The organism is Mucilaginibacter sp. P19, from assembly GCF_050632265.1.
Classification (GTDB): domain Bacteria; phylum Bacteroidota; class Bacteroidia; order Sphingobacteriales; family Sphingobacteriaceae; genus Mucilaginibacter; species Mucilaginibacter gossypii.
In genome coordinates this window covers 2165330-2185549 of record NZ_CP192586.1, presented here as the reverse complement: position 1 = coordinate 2185549, position 20220 = coordinate 2165330, and the positions used below count along the sequence as shown (strand labels likewise).

Below are 20220 nucleotides of genomic sequence, written 5' to 3'. Positions count from 1 at the left end.
ACCACCAGCCAACTATCAAAATAACAAATACTCTCCTGCTTTACCATACTTCTCCAGTTGCCTGATACCTGTACTTGAGATGTGTTCAAATTCCATATCACAAAAAATGGCCGTTACACTGATGTTTTTGCCGCCTAACTCTTGAAGATAGCGGTATTGGTTCAGTTCGTACTGTAAATCCGATCCATTTCGTAATCCCCGGATAATAGTAACGTCATACCCCAAACCATCTACAAATTCGGTGAGTAATCCTTCGTAAGTTTCAGTTTGCCTGTATCTTAATATTTCCGGCAATTCGTATGTGGCTTTATCTTTACCTGGGTTAACACCACGGGCTATAATCACCTTATCAAAAATTCGCTCGGCCTTTTGGAGTATATTATAATGCCCTTTGTGGAATGGATTAAAGCTCCCCGGATATACTGCTATACGGGGTTTAAAGTTTTCTACATGGGCTATTAAATAATCCAGGGCCGGGTTATCAACACTTTGTTGCAGGCTTGTTAATACCTCTACTCTTTTTTCTTTATAGATTTTGTGATCTACAAACTGAAATTCCTTAAATATTTGCTGCTCATAAATCAGCAGTTTGTCAAATGGCTGTTTTAAGATATTAAGATCGGCTGCACTGAAAATCTCTGACAATGCCGAGCCCGGCTTGTGATGTTTGGTATCGAGGATAATATCTGTTACAAGAGCTTTGAGCGCTCCATCCCCCGTAAACGTTTCGTTAAAATATCTCGCCGAATCCTCTTCGTTTGTGCCGGATCTCGGATCGTAAATGATATCATGGAAAATTGTAGCCAGCAATAATACATCATTATCACTGTAGCCCCGGTTCTCTAATTGTTGCCATACATCGTCCAGATGCTCAAGGGTGTGGTAAAACCGATGGGGCTCCCGGTAGCGGTCTAACACAATTTTGTCAACGCCAATTTTGGTTAACCGGGCTGTTTGTTCTGCAATTTTCATAGTATTAAGCTTGCTCTGCAATTTAGAAAAACTTAATTACTACTCCATGATCAATGCCTTTGCTTTTTCAAGCGGCTCGTCAACTCCAGCTTTGATACCTTTAATAGTAGGTTTTACTATAACATCAATTTTCACACCCTTTCGCTGGGTTTGAGTTCCATCCGGGTATAATACCCCTATTCCCGAAAACAGGGAACTTATACCGCCCGGCAAAATAATCTGCGATACATTGCCATCAGCTCCTGCCGTGGTACTACCTATAACCTTAACATTGGGTGAACTTTGAAAAGCCATAGTAGTGTACTCTGCCTGGCTCTGTGATTGTTCATTTACTATCACCACAACTTTACCCTGGTAAGAATCATCAGGCTTAATATTAAGCGGTGGTGTTTCCACAAATAAACCCGACTTATTAATACTTCCATTAGTAAACTTAACAAATGGAGTCGTGCCTGATTTAACGTACGCTCCAAAGGTAAAGGGCATAAATTCCGAAGGATAACAACGCATATCAATAATAATACCCCTTGTATTCTTAAACATCTCCCGGATAGCAGGCAGATTTGCATTGTGGTATTTTGCCGGATATAGATAGCCTATCTGCTCATTGATTAAATAATAACCAGGATCTTTAACACTAAGATTGCTGCTACCCATTAAGCCGTTTTTTGAAACGAGTACTCCTTCCACAACCGCATTTAATTGATTTCCATCGCGCTGCATGGTAAATTCAAAATGTGGATTATTACTCCTCAGTAAATAGTTGCCCGGCATATCCCTTAACTGAGTTGCGTAATTAGACGCCGCAGTTATAGGCAGATATTTTTTGATCAGTTCATCTATAGCAATGCCATTAATAGCAGTTATCACATCCCCTATCCTGAACTTTTCTTTAACAGCAAGTGAATCAGACTCAAAACTGGTTATCACCAGTTTATTCTCCACAAAACCGGCCTTAAATGATGGCCTGTATTTACCGCGATAGGCTTCCAGCTCAGCGTTTCCGCTCCAAATATTAGCGTGCGTATCATGAATACTACTGATAAGCTTGAGCGTTGTGAGTATATATTCTGTTGAATTTTTGTCGTTCACAAACTGGGGGATAAACTCAGGCAGGCTTTGATTCCAATCTTTTCCTATCAAATGCTTGTAAGGAAAAAAGTATTGTACCATATTCCAATATTTAAACAGGCACAGCAAGCGGTAACCTGCATCAGGATATTTCATTTGGTAATATCCATTTTCGTGGTCAAATAAGGGGTTACCTACGCCCTCTGCCATGCTTACATAATAACTTTCAGTGATTTTATGATTATTTAAAATAAAGCGGAGCTTATCAGTGAGTGATTTATTGAGCACCGAATGATCAAATAGATTTCCGTAATCGGGCGTGGGCTTAACCGCATTATTTATATCGGGTTTGCAATTATCACAAGCATTCACTTCACCAAACTTATCGGTCCACTGCTCAAGCAGCTGGTTTAATTCGCTATTATTCCGGGCTTTTATAACAGCGGGCATTACCCTAAAAAGCTCAGCATCCATATTATAACCCCCTTTGCAACAGCGGGGTGGTGATATTTCAAAAAACCCCAAACCTGGCCAAGCAATCTTAAGCTATTGATTGTTTGTGGGTTAAGCGTAATGGTATTAATCCCCGAGCCATTTTTAAAAGCAGTATCCAAATCAGCCTTAACCCTGATTATCGCTTTAGGCACAGCATTTTCAATGGGTTTACCATCAATAAATAATTGCAGACCATCAATCCAAATTTTCCCTTTACCTACCAGAAGTGCACCGCCAACTACATTAATCGTCTTTTGGCTATTGTATGGCAATTTGATACTATATTGTTTCCAGCCATTTGTACCATGGATATTTTGGCGTTGCATATTATCAAAAGCAGAAGTACCGTCAATCCGAAGCCACAAACCCGCGAAGCCAGAGCCTACACCTTCCGTTTTCAGATACCCTTTTAGTTCAATCTCACTCCCTTCAAATCTTTTTGGAATAACAAAGCTGATAATACCATACCCGGCGGTATCTACCTCTGAGGCGATTGACAGTGCATATTTACCGTGCTGCGCAGCAATGCTATCTACTGCATATTTATAATCACGACCGTCAGAATGAGTCCAGCCTTCAGGATACTTATTTACCTGATTTATTTTTTCAAAGTCGCCATTTAATAAATCTTGTTGATTTTGGCCATTTGATTTATTACAGCTAAACAAGGATGTTATGAAGCACGAAAGCAGCAGGGCATTTTTCATTGATTTGGATAGGTTAAGTTTATAATGAAACCAAAACGCTATTTTTTATGATTTAATATACAGTAAATCATAAAAAATAGCGTGTACCTGATCTTACAAAAAAATCCGGGATAAGTAGCTATTTTCCTTCCGTCCAGCTTTTAAAAATAGCAGCTTGCAATTTATCGGGGCCTGGCAAGGGTGTAATTTTAAATGTCTTTTCCCTCAGCCTACCCAAAACAATGGTTACATCTTTCTTTTCGCCGTTCTTTAACAAACCCAACGTTAAACTATCTCCAGTATTTTTTGTTTCGAAGGCCTTGTAAAGTACATCTTTTGTTGCAGGAGCGCCATCAACCGTAAGTATAACCGTGCGCCCCCTGATACCTTTATCCCAGGCGGGGGATTTATAGGCAACTGTATTGATCCTGAGCGTATCGCCCTGCTGCCGCACGTTAAGGCCAGCCCATGATTCCGATACCACTTTAGTAGCAGTATCAACAGCGAGTCCTCCGTAAGCGAAATATTTTGGATAATCAGGCGGCTTAACGGTCGATGCATATTCAAATACCTCTGTTAACGGCACACCCGCCATTTTCTCGCACTCATTCCTGAACTCCTGCTCTGTAAAGCCGCGATTTAGCTTTTTGTAATATTTGTAATAAAGCAATCGCATTACGTCGTCAAGCGTTTTTTTATTTTGTGTTACATGGCGGATGTTGAAATCAAGCATCAAGCCCAAAATCGGCCCTTTATCGTAGTATGAAATGGTTTTATTAAAATCATCGCCCTGCCTGCCGTTTGGCCCGTCATCCCATGTGTTATAACTGGCTTCTGTTGCCGATTGATACAAATGGCCGGGTTCATTTTCATAGTTACGCAGGTTATTCTGAAAATCGCCAAACATATCCTCGTTATTCATTAAACCCGCATGCCTGGTGATCATGTACTCGTAATAAACTGTAAATCCTTCGGATACCCAAAGCATATTAGTGTGGTTCTCCTTTGAGTAATCAAACGGGCCGAGCTCAACCGGCCTGATGCGTTTAACATTGTAATGGTGAAAATACTCATGCGCTATAAAGTTGTACAGCTTTTTACGGGCTTCGGGAGTATTAAACCCTTCACCTCCGCTAAAACTTAACGAGGTTGAGTTTAAGTGTTCGATACCGCCGCCGCCAGCGCCTATCGATAGAAATGTATAGTGTGTATAGGGGATTTCGCCTATGATGTTGCTGCCCGTCACTACTATCTTTTTCAGGTCGTCCATAAACGCCTGCCTGTCAAAAGCAGGCAACTTATAACCGATAAAGTTGTGTGGTTTATTCTGCACGCTGAAAGGTGGCAAAACTTCCAGCTCGCCCATTAAAAAAGGGCTGTCATAAAGCACATCAAAATCGGCGGCTTTGTAAACATGATATTGTCCCTTCAGGGTATCCAGCCCGGTTGCTACCAGATCGCTCCATTTGCTGTAAGGCTTCATTTGGATGGTGACTGGATGGCGTAATTCCTGGTCGAGGTACATGAACAGGCCTCCGGGGGTAATGTAGCCTCTTGTTTCGTCAAGATAAACGTTGCCTACAAACGGCACAACCGCTTTAACATCGTACGAGATCTTTACATCGCCGGCCGAAGGGTTAATAACTTTCCAGGTATCCTTAGTGGGCTTATCAAATTTAAGCGAATTGCCTTTTGCATCGGCAACAGTAAAATTTTGTACAGCTCCGGCAAAATTGATTAGTTGGTAATAGCCCGGCGTCCAAACGCACATCTTAAAATCAAGCGTTTTGAGGTGGGTTTTATTGGTCAACTCAACATGATACAAATGGTCGGCCGCCTTTTCCATCGACACCGAATATTGCATATTAACAGGTTGCTGGGCCCAAACACCGGCACAAAAAAACAGGCAAAATGATAGGGTTAAATTAGATAGTAATTTCATTATCTGCTTGGGTTTTGCCGAATATAATAAACAGCGATTTATTTATTTCACCAATCACCGGAAATTAGCCCAAAAAACACCTGTATTTATCCCCCGGAGATAAATTTCACCAAATGTTTTAGCCAAAGAAACACAGGTTATACTCAGCTTATTTCCCGGGTAAACTACTCCTTCGGCAGCCCATCTTCAAACCCACAATCGCCATTGCTCTCAGCTATATCCAGGTTCCAGGCCGGGGTTGGGAAATAGGGCGTTGTATCATCGGCATTTTTAGTGCTATAGGTGCACTTAATCACCCTGCTTTCGCCCGGTGCCAGTGAGATATAATTATCGCTGAAGATCACCGGTAAAATATCGTCACCACCTTGCTCTTTTAAAGCGCGCAGATGTACAAAAAACGCAATTGCAATACCGGTATTTTGATTATTACTCCCGTCGCCCCTGCACAAATACCCTTGTACTGAGCAGGACTATTACCGACATTAACAATATTTTTTTATGACAGATTAACTTCACTTCTGATAGTCGTAATACAAAGCAGCCGCACCTATGATACCGCTGTTTTCCAGTTCCGAGATCTCGATTTTTATATGTTCAAGCGTTTTTGAATAGGCAAAGGTTTTCACCTGCTGCCACATGGTGTCTTTAAAATACTCAAAGGCCTGGCTTACCGATCCGCCTAAAATAATCAGTTCGGGATCATAAGCATACATGATCATTTTCACGGCATTCCCTACATGGTTTCCTAATTCGGCATACAGCTCCAATGCCATCTCTTTGCCGGCCTGCGCATCTTTAAATACCTGTACGCCATTCAATCCGTACACATTGCCAAAGAATGAGCCGCTGCAATAATACTCAAGGACGTTATCGATATAGGGAAAAAGACCTATCTCCCCGGCGCCGCAATTGTGGCCTGCGTACAGTTTTCCATTGGTGATAATGCCAGTGCCAAGCCCGGTGCCCAGGGTTACGCCAACCATGCTATCGGCACCTTTACCCTTTCCAAAATATAACTCACCTACGGCAAAACAATTTGCGTCATTATTTACATATACAGGAATGTTGTATCGCTCCTGCATCAGTTTTTTCAGGTGTACTTCCTTCCATGAGGGAATATATTGCACATCATAAACAATACCTTCGGCTACATCAACCACGCTGGGCACGCCTATGCCTATGGCGCTGGCCTTATCGTTTTGCAGCAGGACATCAACAACAGCATAAATATCGTTCAGCACATCTTCTACACTGCCTTCGCTTTTTATCCGTTGCGATATGATATAACCGATGGTGTTATTATTAACCACCGCGCCGCGGATATTGGTAGCTCCCAGATCAATACCTATAACTTTTATATTGCTCATTTATTTATTATGCTTTATTATCAAAAATAGTTTTGTTGGTAACCAGCGGCTTAGCCCAAAAGCCGATACTAAGCATGTAGCCGAATGTAATGTACAGCAAAAACATCCCCTGCCTTAAGCCAAACAAGCTGCCCAAGCCACCTATCAGGAGCTTAACCATTGCGCCACCAATAATACCGTCACCCGGGATCCCGGCAAATGAACCGTGATCTTCAGCTATCGACCTCAACGCCAGCGAGAATATAATGAGATATATTACCGACATAAAGAAGCCAACTATTGAAAATGAATACAATGAGATGTAGTAGTTTTTCTTCATCAACTGAAGGGCTATGGTTTTTGGTTCGGTATGAACCTAAATATCGTTAAAAAATCCTTTGGAGGAATAATTTTACAACAGCTTGTTTAAGTTCTCACACTTTCATTTTAAAATATTTCAAAAAGAAAGTGTAACAATCAGTATCAATCTCTTTCATAATATCTTGTTAACTTAATTCAATCAAAACATTTAGAGTACATGAATGTGTTAATGGAACAAATACCTGCTATATGACCCCAAAAAAGAGAAAGAGCTTACTTATATCGAAAAAGTATGGCACACTGTTGCTATTGTTGCCTTATTGGTTGTAGTAATACTGATAGCCCGGGTGGCTTTTAACGTACTGCTCATGGTACTTTCAGGCGCACTGATCGCGACTTATTTTCACGGCCTTGGCGACCTGATAGAGCGCAACACCAAAATGCCCAGGCGGTATGCCATGATCATTTCTGTAGTTGGTTCATTTTTAATTGTGGCGGGCTTGTTTTATTTGATGGGCACAACCATACAGCACCAGATAGCTTTACTTAAAGATACACTCCCGCATACGGTTAATAATTTTAAGGCTAAACTGGCTTCAAACCCAACGGGGCAGCAAATACTTGATTATTTTTCGGGCGATAATGACCCCGATAAAGTTGTGGTTACGGTACAACACTTTTTTAGTACCAGCTTTGGCGTGTTGGGGGATATTTATATCATCCTGTTCCTGAGTATTTTTTTACCACCAATCCCGATGTTTACAAAAACGGCATTTTAATGCTGCTATCAGATCAAAAAAACCATTGGGACAGGATATTATCGACAGGATCAGTCTTTCATTAAAAGGTTGGATTAAAGGGATGCTGCTCTCTATGGTATTATTGGGCTTGCTGCTTACCATGGGCTTAAGCATTATGGGAATTCCGGCAGCATTGATATTAGCCTTATTTGCAGGCATGTTAAAGATCATCCCTAACCTGGGTTCGGTTATAGCCATGATACCGGGTGTATTACTTGCACTCACCATGGGCACAAATACAGCTATCATAGTGGCGCTCATTTATATAATATCGCAAACCGTGGTGAGCAATATCGTAGTGCCTATAGTACAAAACCGTATGATCAACCTGCCTCCCGCGCTTACCATCATCAGCCAGGTGGTTATGGGAACGCTTTCGGGGGTACTGGGTATCATATTGGCAGTTCCTATTGTGGCCATCATTGTGATTTTGGTTGATGAATTGTATGTTAAAAAACTTGGCGATGCCGAGGTAATAGCGCATTAAGGAATATGCCCTCATCAAAAAAATCGATATATAGTGCACTTATTGCCAACCTGCTCATAGCAATAACCAAATTTATAGCGGGCGTTATAGGCCGAAGCGGATCTATGATCTCCGAAGGGATTCACTCGGTAGTGGATACTGCTAACGAATTGCTACTATTGCTTGGTCTGCACCGGGCACGCAAAGAACCCGATAAAACCCACCCTTTTGGCTACGGTAAGGAGCTGTATTTCTGGTCGTTCATTGTATCTATCATGATATTTGGCCTGGGCGGAGGATTATCCATTTACCAGGGCATATTACATATCCGCGAACCCAAACCCCTTGGCGATCCTACTATGAGTTATATAGTTTTGGGATTATCCGTCATATTTGAAGGCTCATCGCTCATCATCGCCCTGAAAGAATTTAACGCCATAAGGGGCGATCAAACCTGGTGGGACGCCGTAGTTAAAAGCAAAGACCCATCAAACTTTTTAGTGATGTTTGAGGATAGTGCAGCCGTTGCAGGCCTTTTTATTGTTGGCATTTGCATGTTCCTGAACCATCGTTACAACATTCCTGTGCTTGACGGTATAGCATCATTATTGGTTGGTTTAATTTTGGTTGGTGTTTCGGCCATATTAGCCCGCGAAAGCAGGAGTTTGCTTATGGGCGAGGGTATTTCGTCTGAATCGAAGACTAAGATAAGCACACTCGTTGAACAGGACAATGCTGTTTTAAAGGTGATGCACATGCTGTCAACTTATCAATCGCCCGATGAAATTATTTTGATGCTGATAGTAGCTTTTAAAGATGATCTGAATACCGAACAAATCAACGAAGCTATAGGCCGGATCCGGGATTGTATTAAGCAGGAGTTTAGTTTGGTGCGCTTTGTGTTGGTACAACCCGAAACATTTTCGGCAGAAATTACTGAAACAGGCAGCGTACTTTAATTGTATATTAGCTATTGATAACAAATACCTATCTCATGGAAGAACAAAAATTTCATTACGCAACGGTAACCGAAGCTATAACCAAATTAAAAGAACAGGGCTATACCCATGAATTTAGCCTGGAAGGTGACCATCTTAAAGCAGGCGCGGAAAACTTCCCGGTAAAAGAATTTGAAATAGTGGACCTATACCGCTACGAAGGCCCCTCCGACCCTGCCGATGAGGCTATTGTTTACGCCCTTGCTTCAGCGGAAGGTGTTAAAGGTACGCTGGTAACGGGCTACGGGATCTCGACAGATGAGGCTACTATCGAAACGCTAAAGAATTTACATTATAAGTATCAGAAGGGCCGGCAATAGTCTGGCCCTTTAATAGTACCAACTTCACTTCCAACGCACATTTCGGCCTTAGCTTTAAAGGAAGGCAGCCATCCGGGATAGCAAACTGACTGAAAGAAAAAAGGAATTATTTTAAATACTCTTCGTAATACTTTGTTATCAGCACCTGCTCATGAAATGTCGTTCGGATAATTTCGCGGCCATGCTTACGGATGTGATCTAATTTTTGCTTTGCAAGGTGAGCTTCGTTCAGCTTTTCGACAATGTCGACTGTATCTAATGTACAAACCCAACCCAGGTTATTTTCACCAACAAAATCGGAAAGACCTACATTTTCGGAAACTAAAACAGCAGTACCCATATGCAGCGATTCAACCACCACATTCGCGAAGTTTTCATTAAAGGAGGTGAGGACACACAGATCAGACTGGTTAAGCCGTTCAAATTTCTCATCCCGGTTCACCCAGCCTATCCAGTCAATTTTTGAAGCTATATTTAACTCAACTGCAAGTTGTTTCAATTGCTGTATATATGCTTCCTCGCCATCGCCGGCAATAACAAGTTTCAGGTTAAAAGAGAGCTTGCTTATAGCAATAAATAGTTTTTCAAGTCCTTTTTTATGATGAATGCGCGACATAAAAATAATCCTGAAGCACTCATTATAGGGTTCCTTTATTTCGATATCAGGTAATGATAAAATATTGGGTAATACAAAGCCCTGCCAGCCCGGAATCAACTTCCTGCACTCCATATATTCAGATTGGGCGGTAGCGTGCAGCACGCATTTCTTTAAAATTTTACGACCACCTAATTTATGGATCAATTTTTTGTAGCTGTTGTTCCCGCTTTCAAATACGTACCCGCTTAGCATGCCGCGGGGCGCCAAAATAACCTTGGCTTTACTGAACAAGGCGATCCGTGCAGCAATTACGTTTAAAATACTCCACCACGAATGAATATGGATCACATCATAGTGGTTGGCAGTTTTAACAAGCCTGCGCCATAATGCCGGACTAACGTGCGTATGATCACCGGTGATCCGTTTAAAATAAATCACATTAACCCCTTCAACATTCGTTTTAGCTCCGGGTATTACATCCAGTTCGGTTTTACCATTAGCGGTAGTGGTAAAAACGTCAACAACATGCCCATTAGCTGCTAATCCCTCGCAAAGCCGCGATACAGATTCAGTTGGACCTCCGTAGCCGTAAGCGGGTTTATAAGCAGGTATAATGTGCAGTATTTTCATAAAACATCATTAGCAATATGAGAATGCAAATATGCATCCCGCGGAGGGGTTATTTAGCCTGCTGCAATTTTAAACCTAAAATTATCGAGGTATAAACGGAGCAGGCAAATCCTGGACGAGAACCAAAAGTACTAACTCCCAAAGATTAACTACGCCCCCCGGCAGCACGAAGTAAAAATAAAAAATGTTTAACGCCGCAACTCAATTAAAAGAAGCAGGGTTAAACATTTTTTGCCAGATCTTAATATTTTAACCGGCAACTTTGGTTTGGACGGGTTTAAAATTAACATCGTATAATACCATACTATCTTCTATCACCTGATGGCCGTAACTTACCCCCATCCAGCGTTCAACAGTTACATTTTTACCTTCCAAAACCTTGTAATCTTTAAAGAAACACTCTATCTCTTTAATTGTATGAGGTGGCAGTTCGCTTAAATCATTTATATAATTAACCGACATATCATTATTAGCAACGGCAATGATTTTGTCATCCTGTTCGCCATTGTCAACCATATGCATTACCCCTATCACCTTAGCTTCGATGACAGACAGCGGAAAAACATCAACCGAGCATAAAACTAAAATATCAAGCGGATCCTGATCATCACAATAGGTTTGAGGGATAAATCCATAATTGGCCGGATACATTACTGAAGAAAAAAGCACGCGGTCTAATTTTAAAAGTCCGGATTCTTTATCAATCTCATATTTAGCCTTTGAGCCCTTGGGAATTTCAATAACTGCGTTTACAACATAGGGAATTTTAGGCCCGGTTGAAACTTCATGCCATGGATGCTGTGTATTCATTGGTAGTAATTCAATATTTTGGTTATTTTTTTATGAAAGTACCAACAATTTACCGATTCAATTAAAACATTTTCATTTTATTTCAATCTACTTTATTACTCAAATGCTTCAAAAATCTAATTACCGTTCAGTTTCAAGGGTTTACGGCTTTTATTAAAACGCAGGCGGCATATATGCTCTTGGTACATACCTCAACTACAAACTAACATAATAAACCAGTAATAAATAAACCACAAGAGCCGGCTGGCGGGTTTAAATCAGTGATCTACCCATGCAAAAGCATGTAGTGATAAACCATTTTTATGCATTAACCGTTCTATTTGACAATCAACAACCAGCCTTTACCTTTTTCAACCGGAATCCTGTCGTTTAAGCCAAATGTTTTGCCAGGCTGATAACTTTTTATCTCAGGAGCAGTGATAGTTGCTTTGGCCGGGTCAATGCCTAAATTTTTCCAATCGATATTTAATTGAAAATCGGTATCAGCATCTTCCCAGCTGGCAACTGCTACCATGGCAGCACCATCTTTTTTGTAAACAGTTGCTATCACTTTGGCTTTATCGGTTTTCACCGGGTTATCATCAACCCAATAACCAATCATTTTTGTGCCTTTCATTCCAAAATTATCCCAGGCTTTCCAGATCGGGCGCGGATCGGCACCATCGCTCCACGGCATACGGTTAGTCATGCCGTAAACCATGCCACGCCATTTATTACCGCCGCCTTGCAGCATCTCGCCCATTAAACCAAACGGGATCCCACTCACTTCAGTCAGGAAGAAATCAGGATCATTTTTTTCATAGTCAAAATATTCACCAAACCATAAACGGTTCAGGTAAGGGAAATGCTCCATGTACAGGTTGGCACTGTTGTTAAAACCGTCGCTTTTATTGTACTGGTTAGCAGAGTGCAAGTCAATAATACCCGGGTGACCATCTTTGGTTAATACACGTTTGATACGTTTCATCGTAACTCGGTCAAAAGCCACATCATCCAGGTAAATACCGTCGATACCGACGTTTTGGGTTAACCAGTTCATGCCTTCCACGTAGTAATTATGCCAACGGTTCATGCCGCTGTTGATGATGGCTGCGTCTTTAATCTCAGGCACAAACCAGGCTGCTATATAATCATCCCCCACGTGCTCCTGCAACCAGCTGAAACCGCCGCCCTTGCCCGGCGAATAAATTTCATGCCCCAAACTACGCAATGCGAAAGTTTCATAAGCATGGTTTGATAACTCCCGGATAGTGTTATAGATCTTCACCTTTAACCCGGCCGCATGGGCCGAGTCATCATAGGCCTTCATTTTTTGCCATGCAATAAACGGGTAGTTAATAGTTGGATTTATTGCCGTTGCGTGGTGAATATTGACAAGCGTTGCTCCCGCTTTTTTTATAGTATCAATAGGTTTGTATGAGTGATAAAATCTTGTAGCCCACTGAAAATCGGTATTGATGGTATGGAAAGGCGTTATCAGCAGCGTGAAGTTGTAATAAAGTTCATCACCTTTTTTCAGGTCGCGCTCGCCGCTGTAATTATTGGCCAATACCGCTTTACCGTCAAATGCCACTTTAATACCACCTTTGTTATCGTTACCCCATGAAGTTGGTAACAACAAAGGCTTTTGCAAATAGAAATTAGTATTCAGCGGACGAACATATTTCTCATCCCTTAACGAATACTGCAAACCGCCGTTCACATTGCCTATCCAGGCTCCATCCTGATTTTTATAGGCTACATCCCATTTCCATTCAAAGTTTTCGGGGCGATAGCCGCCTTTTTGTCCCAGGCCCATCATATATTTTGCAAAATCCTTTTTAAAAGGGATGTGCATGGTAACATCTTTCAGACTAACATCCTGCAGGGCTTTTACTTTTACGGTGTAAGCCATAAAGCCATCAAACTCCAGCGAGGCCGTTACGTCCATTTGTAAACTATCATTGGCGCTTATTGCAATCCACTGAACTGTTCCTGCTTCTTTTTTGGTGAACTGTACGCCCTGGCTTTTCAGGTTTATCTTTTTTCCGGCGGCGTTGATAAAATGAAAGTGAATACCCTCGGTAAGCAGGTTATTGGGTGTTGCCGCGTACTCCGTCATCTCCGGGGTGAAATAAGTCTGGATCTGTTTTGGAAAACCATCTTTATTCACTTCCACCTTGCGGCCTAACAAGCTTATGGTATTGCCGCTAATTTCAAGTGGTGTATACGGCGCAATGACCGTATTTTGTTGTGCCATGGTTGAGTTTAACCAGCCCAGGCGGGTCATTTTATAAGGCTCGCTTACACCGCCATCTTTTGAAATTTTGCTATTTACTTTAACCGACAGAGCAATTGTTTTTGCCGGCTTACCGTTAATGCTGACAGTAGCCTTACCGGTATAAACCGAAGGTAATACGGCAGCAGGTACATCAACCCCGCACCATAAGGCCTGGATATCACCTTTGGCCACGTTCACAACCTTGGTAAGCGGCTTAGCATCATAAGTGGTACCGCCGGTATTAATGCAAAACAATGCTGAAGCCGGAATAACCTTACCGGTGACTGATTTAAGGTCACTGAATGTTACCTGTACATTTTCGATATCCTTCAAGGCGTAAATACCCAGTTGAAATGCAAAGTTTTCGCCGCGGGCAGCTTCACCTGTATATTTATTTTGCGGACCAAGTTCAATCCAGCGTTGTGGCAAATCTTTGGTCATGCGGATAGAGTTCATCCTATCTTCAGGGAAAACCAAAAATGCTTCGGATTTGTGCTTGCTCAGCAATGCTTCAGTTTCTGCGTTGGTAGCAATCACCTCCATTGGGTAAAAACTGTTAAAAGCATCTATCGACTGAAATTCTTTCACCGAGGCCAACGGGGCCTGCTTACCGTTTACGGCACTAAGCCACTCGGCCGAAGCTGTATTTTCGGGTTTAAGGTAAACACCTTTAGGATAGTTTGAGCGTCCCTCATTTTTATAAGGCATGTAATACACAAAGTAAGTGCCCTTACCCGATGTTGGCTCAAAATACAGTTCGCCGCTTTCACGGTTTACTGCGCCGATTTTTACATTAGTTATTTTTTGCTTGGTTTTAGCATCTTCAATAATGATCCGCTTGTTTTCGGGCTCATTATCCCTGCGTCTCCAATTAATTACTGCTTTAGCCACTTTACCTGTACCATTAAAGGTTAACACTACACGATGGTTACCTAATGAATCGGCCAGCCAGCATTTATCGCAATTGGTATAAGGTACTTTTTGTGCCGAAGCAGCAAAGCCCGATAAAAGGAAAGTGATAGCTAAAAATTGTTTTTTCATGAAATAAATTTAGTCAGTCTTTTTATAATGTTGTTTCAGAAATTATAATTCCTAAAACCGCCGCCGCTCGGCTCCGCCGAGTGGCAACTATTTCACGGCCTCCGGCCGCAGTGTCAAGCAGGCCAGAGGCCTGGAGATAGCGGTCACTCGGCTGGAGCCGAGCGACCGCATTTGTTATTTATTACTGATCAAATAGCCGGAGTAATCCCTTGCCCTTCCCAATAATCAATGATCGGTTTGTACGGCCCGTATTTATGCTGTTCTTCTGAGAAAGGATCTTTAAAAGGCCCTTTATCATAATCAATCGCTTTTTCTTCGTAATGCGGATAATCAACCTCCTTTGTGGTTTTAGGCAGCGGACGTTTGTGCTTTTTATCGTCATTAACAAAAGCAGCGATATCAAGCGCTTCAGCATCGGTTAAGAAAGGTTTACCTTCGGCTGTTTTATCATAAGGCATATTGCCCTTTAACCATTGCGCTAATTTAACCACGCGGTGCATACTTGAACCGGGACGATATGCCAACAATCCCCATACCGGCGGATATTCATAGGTTACCTTATCAAAACGCATTTTACCTTCACCATTTTTAGCATGGCAGCGCTCACAATTTTGAGCATATAAAACCTCCCCCTGTCTGATGATGCAGCTACATTTGGGAGCTCAACTTCCATATTTTTTAAACCTTTAGTAGTTTTTGACACATTTGACGAATCACTCAAAAACTTGAGGTAAGCCATTATCGAGATCATTTCTTTTCCATCCAAAGGTAAAGGTTTACCCAGGTTAGGGCGCATTACACAATTGTTGATGCGTTCGGCCAAAGATAAAATCCTTCCCTCTCTTGCCCTGTATTGTGGATAATCACGAAACGATCTTATCAAGTTAAAGGCATACGGCCTGGTGCCTGCATCGCGATGGCAGTTGGTACAGTTCATTTTATTGCCGGTATAGTGTCCGTTAATACCTTCGGGGCCGATATAATATGCGGTATGCAGCATTAGTTCGCGGCCATAACGCACCGCATCGCCGTATTTACCGCCGGGCATTTTGGAGGTATCCACAGCAACCAGGTTATTCACAGCCGCTGAATCAGCTTTATTTGCCTCTTCGGCTTTGCTCCCGCTACATGACACTAACTGGGCAACACTCGCCAAAGCGACTAACAACATCAGCAAAGCTATATATTGATATTTCTTTTTCATTTTTAATGATCTATGGTTTTAAATATGGATCAAGCTGTTCGTATTTTATAAAACCTGCACGGTAAGTTGGCACCGATGTTTCCATCGTCCATTGCAGCACACCTTTATTATTTGCCAGCACCACAATGTGCCTTTTGGAGCAACATACCAATGTGGTTGTATCATTGATCATATAGGCACTGCCCATACGTCCGTTAAAAATTTCTTTAGGTAGTTTAATGTGCATGGCAATGGTCGAAGTTTGATTTTTCTCATCAATTTTCATTGCATACACGCCTGACTGGTGTTTCTCTACCCCGTTATCAAAAAACATCAAGTTGCCCTGTTTATTGACATGAGCTGCGTGGGCCTGGGTAAAGTTGCAATCGGCAGGCATGGCTATGGTACCGCCTTTACCAAACTTGTAGATAACCTTACCATCGCGCGAGTTAATTTTCCAGATCTGCCCGTTGTTGTAGAACGACATCAGGTAATTGCCGTCTGTATCATAGCTGAGACTGTTGGCATGCATCCAGTCTTTTTTGGTTTTCAGGATTTTAGGATCTTTCAGCGGATCCATTACATCAAACACACTCCATTTATAAAGCTGTTTGCCGGTTTTATCCATCACCATAATACCATCGCCATTAACCGTATCCTGTTTGCTCCCTCCAACTGATGTAAGGTCGATAATTCTGTTATCAACGAAAATGGTAACCAGTTGCCCTTTATCATTCTTCAGGATTTCGTGATGAATGGTTTGCTTGAAATCGCCTTGCCCTTTGGTGAGGTGTAGTAGCGTATCGCCAAGCATATTGACCTCCAGTATCTCGCTGCCGTAACTGGTAGGTTCGTCATTTCGGCCTAAAATAGAGAGCAGGGTTTTATCCTTTGTAAAATTGATCACCTTAAAACCCAACCTGTCAATCATGTGGTACCACCTGATTTGCCCTTTTGCATCAACCAAAAACGCCACCCCTGGTGCATAACGTTTATTGATAAGCATCAATCCATCATTAAACTGCGAAGGCAAAGTAGCTTTCGCGGCAATTTTTGCGTTGAACTGTTCCTGTAAAAACAACGGTAGCTGGTGCGATTTGAAGGTATGAGGTTTACCGACAACCGTATCCCCACCGTCAACAGTTACAATATGGTATGAGTAAGTAGTGTCGGGCAAAATATTGCAAAGTACAAGCTTATATGATGTGCCGTTACTGGTAGTAGTCGACCGGTATTTAACCGGCTGCTTGCCTTCTATCCAATACTCGGCATACAGATCAACAGGCTTGCTGGTCATAACATTAAGCTTAATTTTTAGCTCATTGTTATTATACAGGCTTATGTGAATTTCTTTTACCAAGTTTCCGCCCGAACAACCGCAGATGATCGAAACCAACAAACCTCCCGCTAAAACCTTAAACCAATCTTTCATCACTAAAATTTGTAACATCGGTTAAATAATAAAGAATATACAACCCATTGAAGGCTGTATACTCTTTACTAATATTTGAATTGTGTGCTTATTGTTGTCTGCCCGCATTATTCAGCTTAGGGTTAATATTAACCTGGTTAAGCGGATATGGGAAATATTCATCGCGCGGCAATTGAACAGTGTTGGTTTGGCCAATACGTTTCAGATAAGCGTTCACGATCACATCATATTTTCCAAAGCGTTTCAAATCGGCCCTTCTTTTGCCTTCGTAATATAGTTCCCAGCCACGTTCCTGTAACAATGCATCGCGGAAAGTTGCCTGGGTCAAATTAGCCTGCACCAATAATTTGGCATGTGAGCGGCCTTTAACCTGGTTTACTAATGAAACAGCCTCTGCGGTTGGACCATTCAATTCGTTTAAAGCTTCGGCGCGGCTTAACAATACATCGGCGTAACGCAAAACATCAACACTATGGCCATCGTAGTAGGTGTTGGCACCATTAGGATCTGCATATTTCATGGTTGCAACGTCCGGCATATACAATACACCATCCGGCGCTGTCGCACCTAATGAAGGAGCTTGTTTATGAGTTAAACCATCAACGCCCTGGTATTGGGTAAAGAACATTTTTTTACGATCGTCTTCATCGCCATAGCTGTTGTAAAAATCCCAGGTTACAGCGTAGTACTGCCACCTGTCGGTTAAAACCGGATGGCTCAACGGACCAAAGTGGTTCAATAATTCGGTGCCATTAACGTTAGCATCGCTTAATACCGAGAAGATATTTTCAGCACACCAGGTGTTTGATTCTTTAAACAAACCCTCATAAGTTGGATATAACTGGTAAATACCCAAATCCATTACCTGTTTTGTAAGGTCGGCCGCTTTTTGCCATTGGTGCTCACGCAGATAAACCTTAGCCAGCAGGAACATCGCCGCACCTTTGGTGGCCCGGCCAACATCGTTAGTTGTGTAGATATCACTTTTAGTGTAATCTTTAGGCAATACATTGACCGCATTTTGCAGATCGCTGATCATTAACGCGTCAACATCCGCAACAGAGCTTGGCGCGGTTTGAGCTTTGTAATCGGGATTGGCTACATCCTTTTCCGTATTCAGGATCACCGGGCCCCAGGCATCTGTAAGATCGGAGTAAGCTATAGCACGTAAGAATTTCATCTCAGCCAAAAACTGATTTTTCTGAGCATCTGTGATACTTTTCATCGCTGAAATATTATAGATAGCGTTGTTTGCGTTGGCCACCAATTTATAGATCTGCCTATAATCTTCAGCTATCAAACCGTTGGCCGAGTTCCATTGTACCAGTGATAATTGTCCCGGGTCGCCGGCGTAGCTGCAGTGGCCCACATCGGTGGTTAAGTCGGTAAGGGCGAAGTGCCTTACCGTCCAATAATCAAAATTGTCACCAACCGCCGGACCTTTTAAGCGGGCATAAACCGCGTTCACGGCTGCAATAGCATCTGATTTGGTTAAAAATGCATTTTGACTTGTTAAGCTGCTGTATATTTTAGGCTCGAGATTGGTTTTATTACACGAAAACTGTGTAACTACCGCGGCTGCTAAGAGTAGAATATTATATTTTTTCATTTTGACTAAAATTTTGTTGATCCCCTAAATGGATAATTTCATTAATGGATAGATGCTTTAATACCGAATGTTATGGTTCTGAATGCCGGGAACGAGTTAAAGTCTAAGCCGCCGCCGGTAGCACCAGAATGTACGTTAACTTCCGGGTCGGTACCTTTATAGCCCGTAATTGTCCATAAGTTTTGCGCTTCTGCATAAACCCTTATTCCCTGTAAAATTTTTAGGTGCTGAAACAACGATGCAGGGAAATTATAAGCCAGCGTAAGCGACTTTAAACGTACATAAGATGCATTTTCAACAAAACGTGAGTTTACGTAGCTACCATAAGTACTTAGATAATAACCTTCGCGCGGGATTGGGGTATTTTCGTTTTTGCCGACTACAAACCTGTTCAATGCAGCAGCACCTGTGGTTGACTCTAATACCATGGCGTTCATGTTATACAGGTAATAGTCAAATGCGCCCTGAAAAAATATACCCAGATCGATGCCTTTATAATGAAAATCGTTACCAAAACCGGCCATGTAATGCGGGTTAGAGTTGCCCAGGTAGGTGCGGTCGGCCGGGGTAATTACACCATCGCCATTAACGTCTTTATATTTAGGATCGCCTGCTTTTGAGTTTGGCTGAGGTGCATATTTTTCACCGGTTTTCACTACCCCTTCGTAAACATACCCATACAACTCACCTAATTCAATGCCAGGTACAACCCTTGTAAATTCCTGCCCCGAAACAGTACCGCTTGGGTTTGCAGTGTTGGTACTGATCACGGTTACTCCCGGACCTAAATCCAATGCCTTTTGCTTATTGTAGGCAAAAGTAACCGTGCTGTTCCACGACAAATCTTTACCACGCACATTGTTGGTATTTACCGAAAGCTCGATACCACGGTTTTGGATTGCGCCACCGTTTACATACTGATTACTGAACCCCCATTGCTGACCTATGGGGATCTGAATTAACAGGTCGGTTGTTTTTTTACTGTAATAGTCGATACTTGCATTAATACGGCCATTGGCGAAACCCATATCCAAACCAACATCAAACTGCCTGGTGCTTTCCCATTTTAGGTTAGGATTAGCCAATGTTTTTGGTTCTATCCCTGTTTGAAGATTACCGGTTTCATTCAGTACTACACCGTAAGGTCCAAATGTTGAAAGATATAAACTCGCAGGGATACGGTCATTACCAGTAACACCGTAACTAACACGTGCTTTTAAGTTTGAGAAGGTATTCAGAT

19 protein-coding genes are annotated in these 20220 nt (G+C 42.1%); 4 read left to right on the top strand and 15 right to left on the bottom strand.

Annotated features, from left to right (window positions below):
* Window positions 1-15 precede the first annotated feature (15 nt).
* The 7 genes from ACQ86K_RS10365 to ACQ86K_RS10335 form a co-directional block, all read right to left on the bottom strand.
* The gene (locus ACQ86K_RS10365; RefSeq protein WP_091168116.1) at window positions 16-972 is read right to left on the bottom strand and encodes an adenylyltransferase/cytidyltransferase family protein; all 957 of its coding nucleotides are present in this window, start codon (window positions 970-972) and stop codon (window positions 16-18) included.
* Window positions 973-1011: 39 nt separating this feature from the next.
* Window positions 1012-2517, bottom strand: coding sequence for a S41 family peptidase (locus ACQ86K_RS10360; RefSeq protein ID WP_431200305.1), 1506 nt, complete (start codon window positions 2515-2517; stop codon window positions 1012-1014).
* A complete protein-coding gene (locus ACQ86K_RS10355; RefSeq protein ID WP_431200304.1) occupies window positions 2493-3245 on the bottom strand; it encodes a hypothetical protein in 753 nt (250 codons plus the stop codon). The genes ACQ86K_RS10360 and ACQ86K_RS10355 overlap by 25 nt, the downstream gene beginning before the upstream one ends.
* 118 nt (window positions 3246-3363) lie before the next feature.
* Complete coding sequence (locus tag ACQ86K_RS10350) at window positions 3364-5166, bottom strand: M61 family metallopeptidase (RefSeq protein ID WP_091168123.1); 1803 nt, start codon at window positions 5164-5166, stop codon at window positions 3364-3366.
* Window positions 5167-5330: 164 nt separating this feature from the next.
* Entirely contained in the window at window positions 5331-5615 is a 285-nt protein-coding gene (locus tag ACQ86K_RS10345) for a glycoside hydrolase family 2 protein (protein WP_091168126.1), read from the bottom strand.
* A gap of 63 nt (window positions 5616-5678) precedes the next feature.
* Window positions 5679-6533 (bottom strand): ROK family protein, encoded by an 855-nt coding sequence (locus ACQ86K_RS10340; protein ID WP_091168129.1) that lies wholly within the window; start codon window positions 6531-6533, stop codon window positions 5679-5681.
* Window positions 6534-6540: 7 nt separating this feature from the next.
* Window positions 6541-6852, bottom strand: a complete 312-nt coding sequence (locus tag ACQ86K_RS10335) for a sugar MFS transporter (RefSeq protein WP_143020759.1) — start codon at window positions 6850-6852, stop codon at window positions 6541-6543.
* Window positions 6853-7153: 301 nt separating this feature from the next.
* Here ACQ86K_RS10335 and ACQ86K_RS10330 point away from each other — a divergent pair, with 301 nt between their 5' ends.
* Genes ACQ86K_RS10330 through ACQ86K_RS10315 form a run of 4 tightly spaced genes read left to right on the top strand, consistent with a single transcriptional unit; the run spans window position 7154 to window position 9417 of the window.
* A complete protein-coding gene (locus ACQ86K_RS10330; protein WP_431200303.1) occupies window positions 7154-7612 on the top strand; it encodes an AI-2E family transporter in 459 nt (152 codons plus the stop codon).
* Window positions 7613-7619: 7 nt separating this feature from the next.
* Window positions 7620-8120, top strand: a complete 501-nt coding sequence (locus tag ACQ86K_RS10325; RefSeq protein ID WP_431200831.1) for an AI-2E family transporter — start codon at window positions 7620-7622, stop codon at window positions 8118-8120.
* 5 nt (window positions 8121-8125) lie between these two features.
* Window positions 8126-9058 (top strand): cation diffusion facilitator family transporter, encoded by a 933-nt coding sequence (locus ACQ86K_RS10320; protein WP_091168141.1) that lies wholly within the window; start codon window positions 8126-8128, stop codon window positions 9056-9058.
* Between the two features lie 35 nt (window positions 9059-9093).
* A complete protein-coding gene (locus ACQ86K_RS10315) occupies window positions 9094-9417 on the top strand; it encodes a hypothetical protein (RefSeq protein WP_091168146.1) in 324 nt (107 codons plus the stop codon).
* A gap of 106 nt (window positions 9418-9523) precedes the next feature.
* Here the strand turns inward: ACQ86K_RS10315 and ACQ86K_RS10310 are convergent, their stop codons facing one another.
* The 8 genes from ACQ86K_RS10310 to ACQ86K_RS10275 all read right to left on the bottom strand — a co-directional run bounded on the left by ACQ86K_RS10310 (window position 9524) and on the right by ACQ86K_RS10275 (window position 20218).
* Complete coding sequence (locus ACQ86K_RS10310; protein WP_091168149.1) at window positions 9524-10645, bottom strand: XrtY-associated glycosyltransferase XYAG1; 1122 nt, start codon at window positions 10643-10645, stop codon at window positions 9524-9526.
* A 249-nt stretch (window positions 10646-10894) separates the two neighbouring features.
* Entirely contained in the window at window positions 10895-11455 is a 561-nt protein-coding gene (locus ACQ86K_RS10305; RefSeq protein WP_091168153.1) for an inorganic diphosphatase, read from the bottom strand.
* Between the two features lie 316 nt (window positions 11456-11771).
* A complete protein-coding gene (locus ACQ86K_RS10300) occupies window positions 11772-14756 on the bottom strand; it encodes a glycoside hydrolase domain-containing protein (protein ID WP_091168156.1) in 2985 nt (994 codons plus the stop codon).
* Window positions 14757-14944: 188 nt separating this feature from the next.
* Window positions 14945-15397 (bottom strand): c-type cytochrome, encoded by a 453-nt coding sequence (locus ACQ86K_RS10295; RefSeq protein WP_431200830.1) that lies wholly within the window; start codon window positions 15395-15397, stop codon window positions 14945-14947.
* A complete protein-coding gene (locus ACQ86K_RS10290) occupies window positions 15310-15960 on the bottom strand; it encodes a c-type cytochrome (protein WP_431200302.1) in 651 nt (216 codons plus the stop codon). The genes ACQ86K_RS10295 and ACQ86K_RS10290 overlap by 88 nt, the downstream gene beginning before the upstream one ends.
* 10 nt (window positions 15961-15970) lie before the next feature.
* A complete protein-coding gene (locus tag ACQ86K_RS10285; protein ID WP_091168160.1) occupies window positions 15971-17389 on the bottom strand; it encodes an aryl-sulfate sulfotransferase in 1419 nt (472 codons plus the stop codon).
* Window positions 17390-17459: 70 nt separating this feature from the next.
* Complete coding sequence (locus ACQ86K_RS10280; RefSeq protein WP_091168163.1) at window positions 17460-18980, bottom strand: RagB/SusD family nutrient uptake outer membrane protein; 1521 nt, start codon at window positions 18978-18980, stop codon at window positions 17460-17462.
* Between the two features lie 41 nt (window positions 18981-19021).
* A complete protein-coding gene (locus ACQ86K_RS10275) occupies window positions 19022-20218 on the bottom strand; it encodes a TonB-dependent receptor domain-containing protein (RefSeq protein WP_431200829.1) in 1197 nt (398 codons plus the stop codon).
* Window positions 20219-20220: the final 2 nt, after the last annotated feature.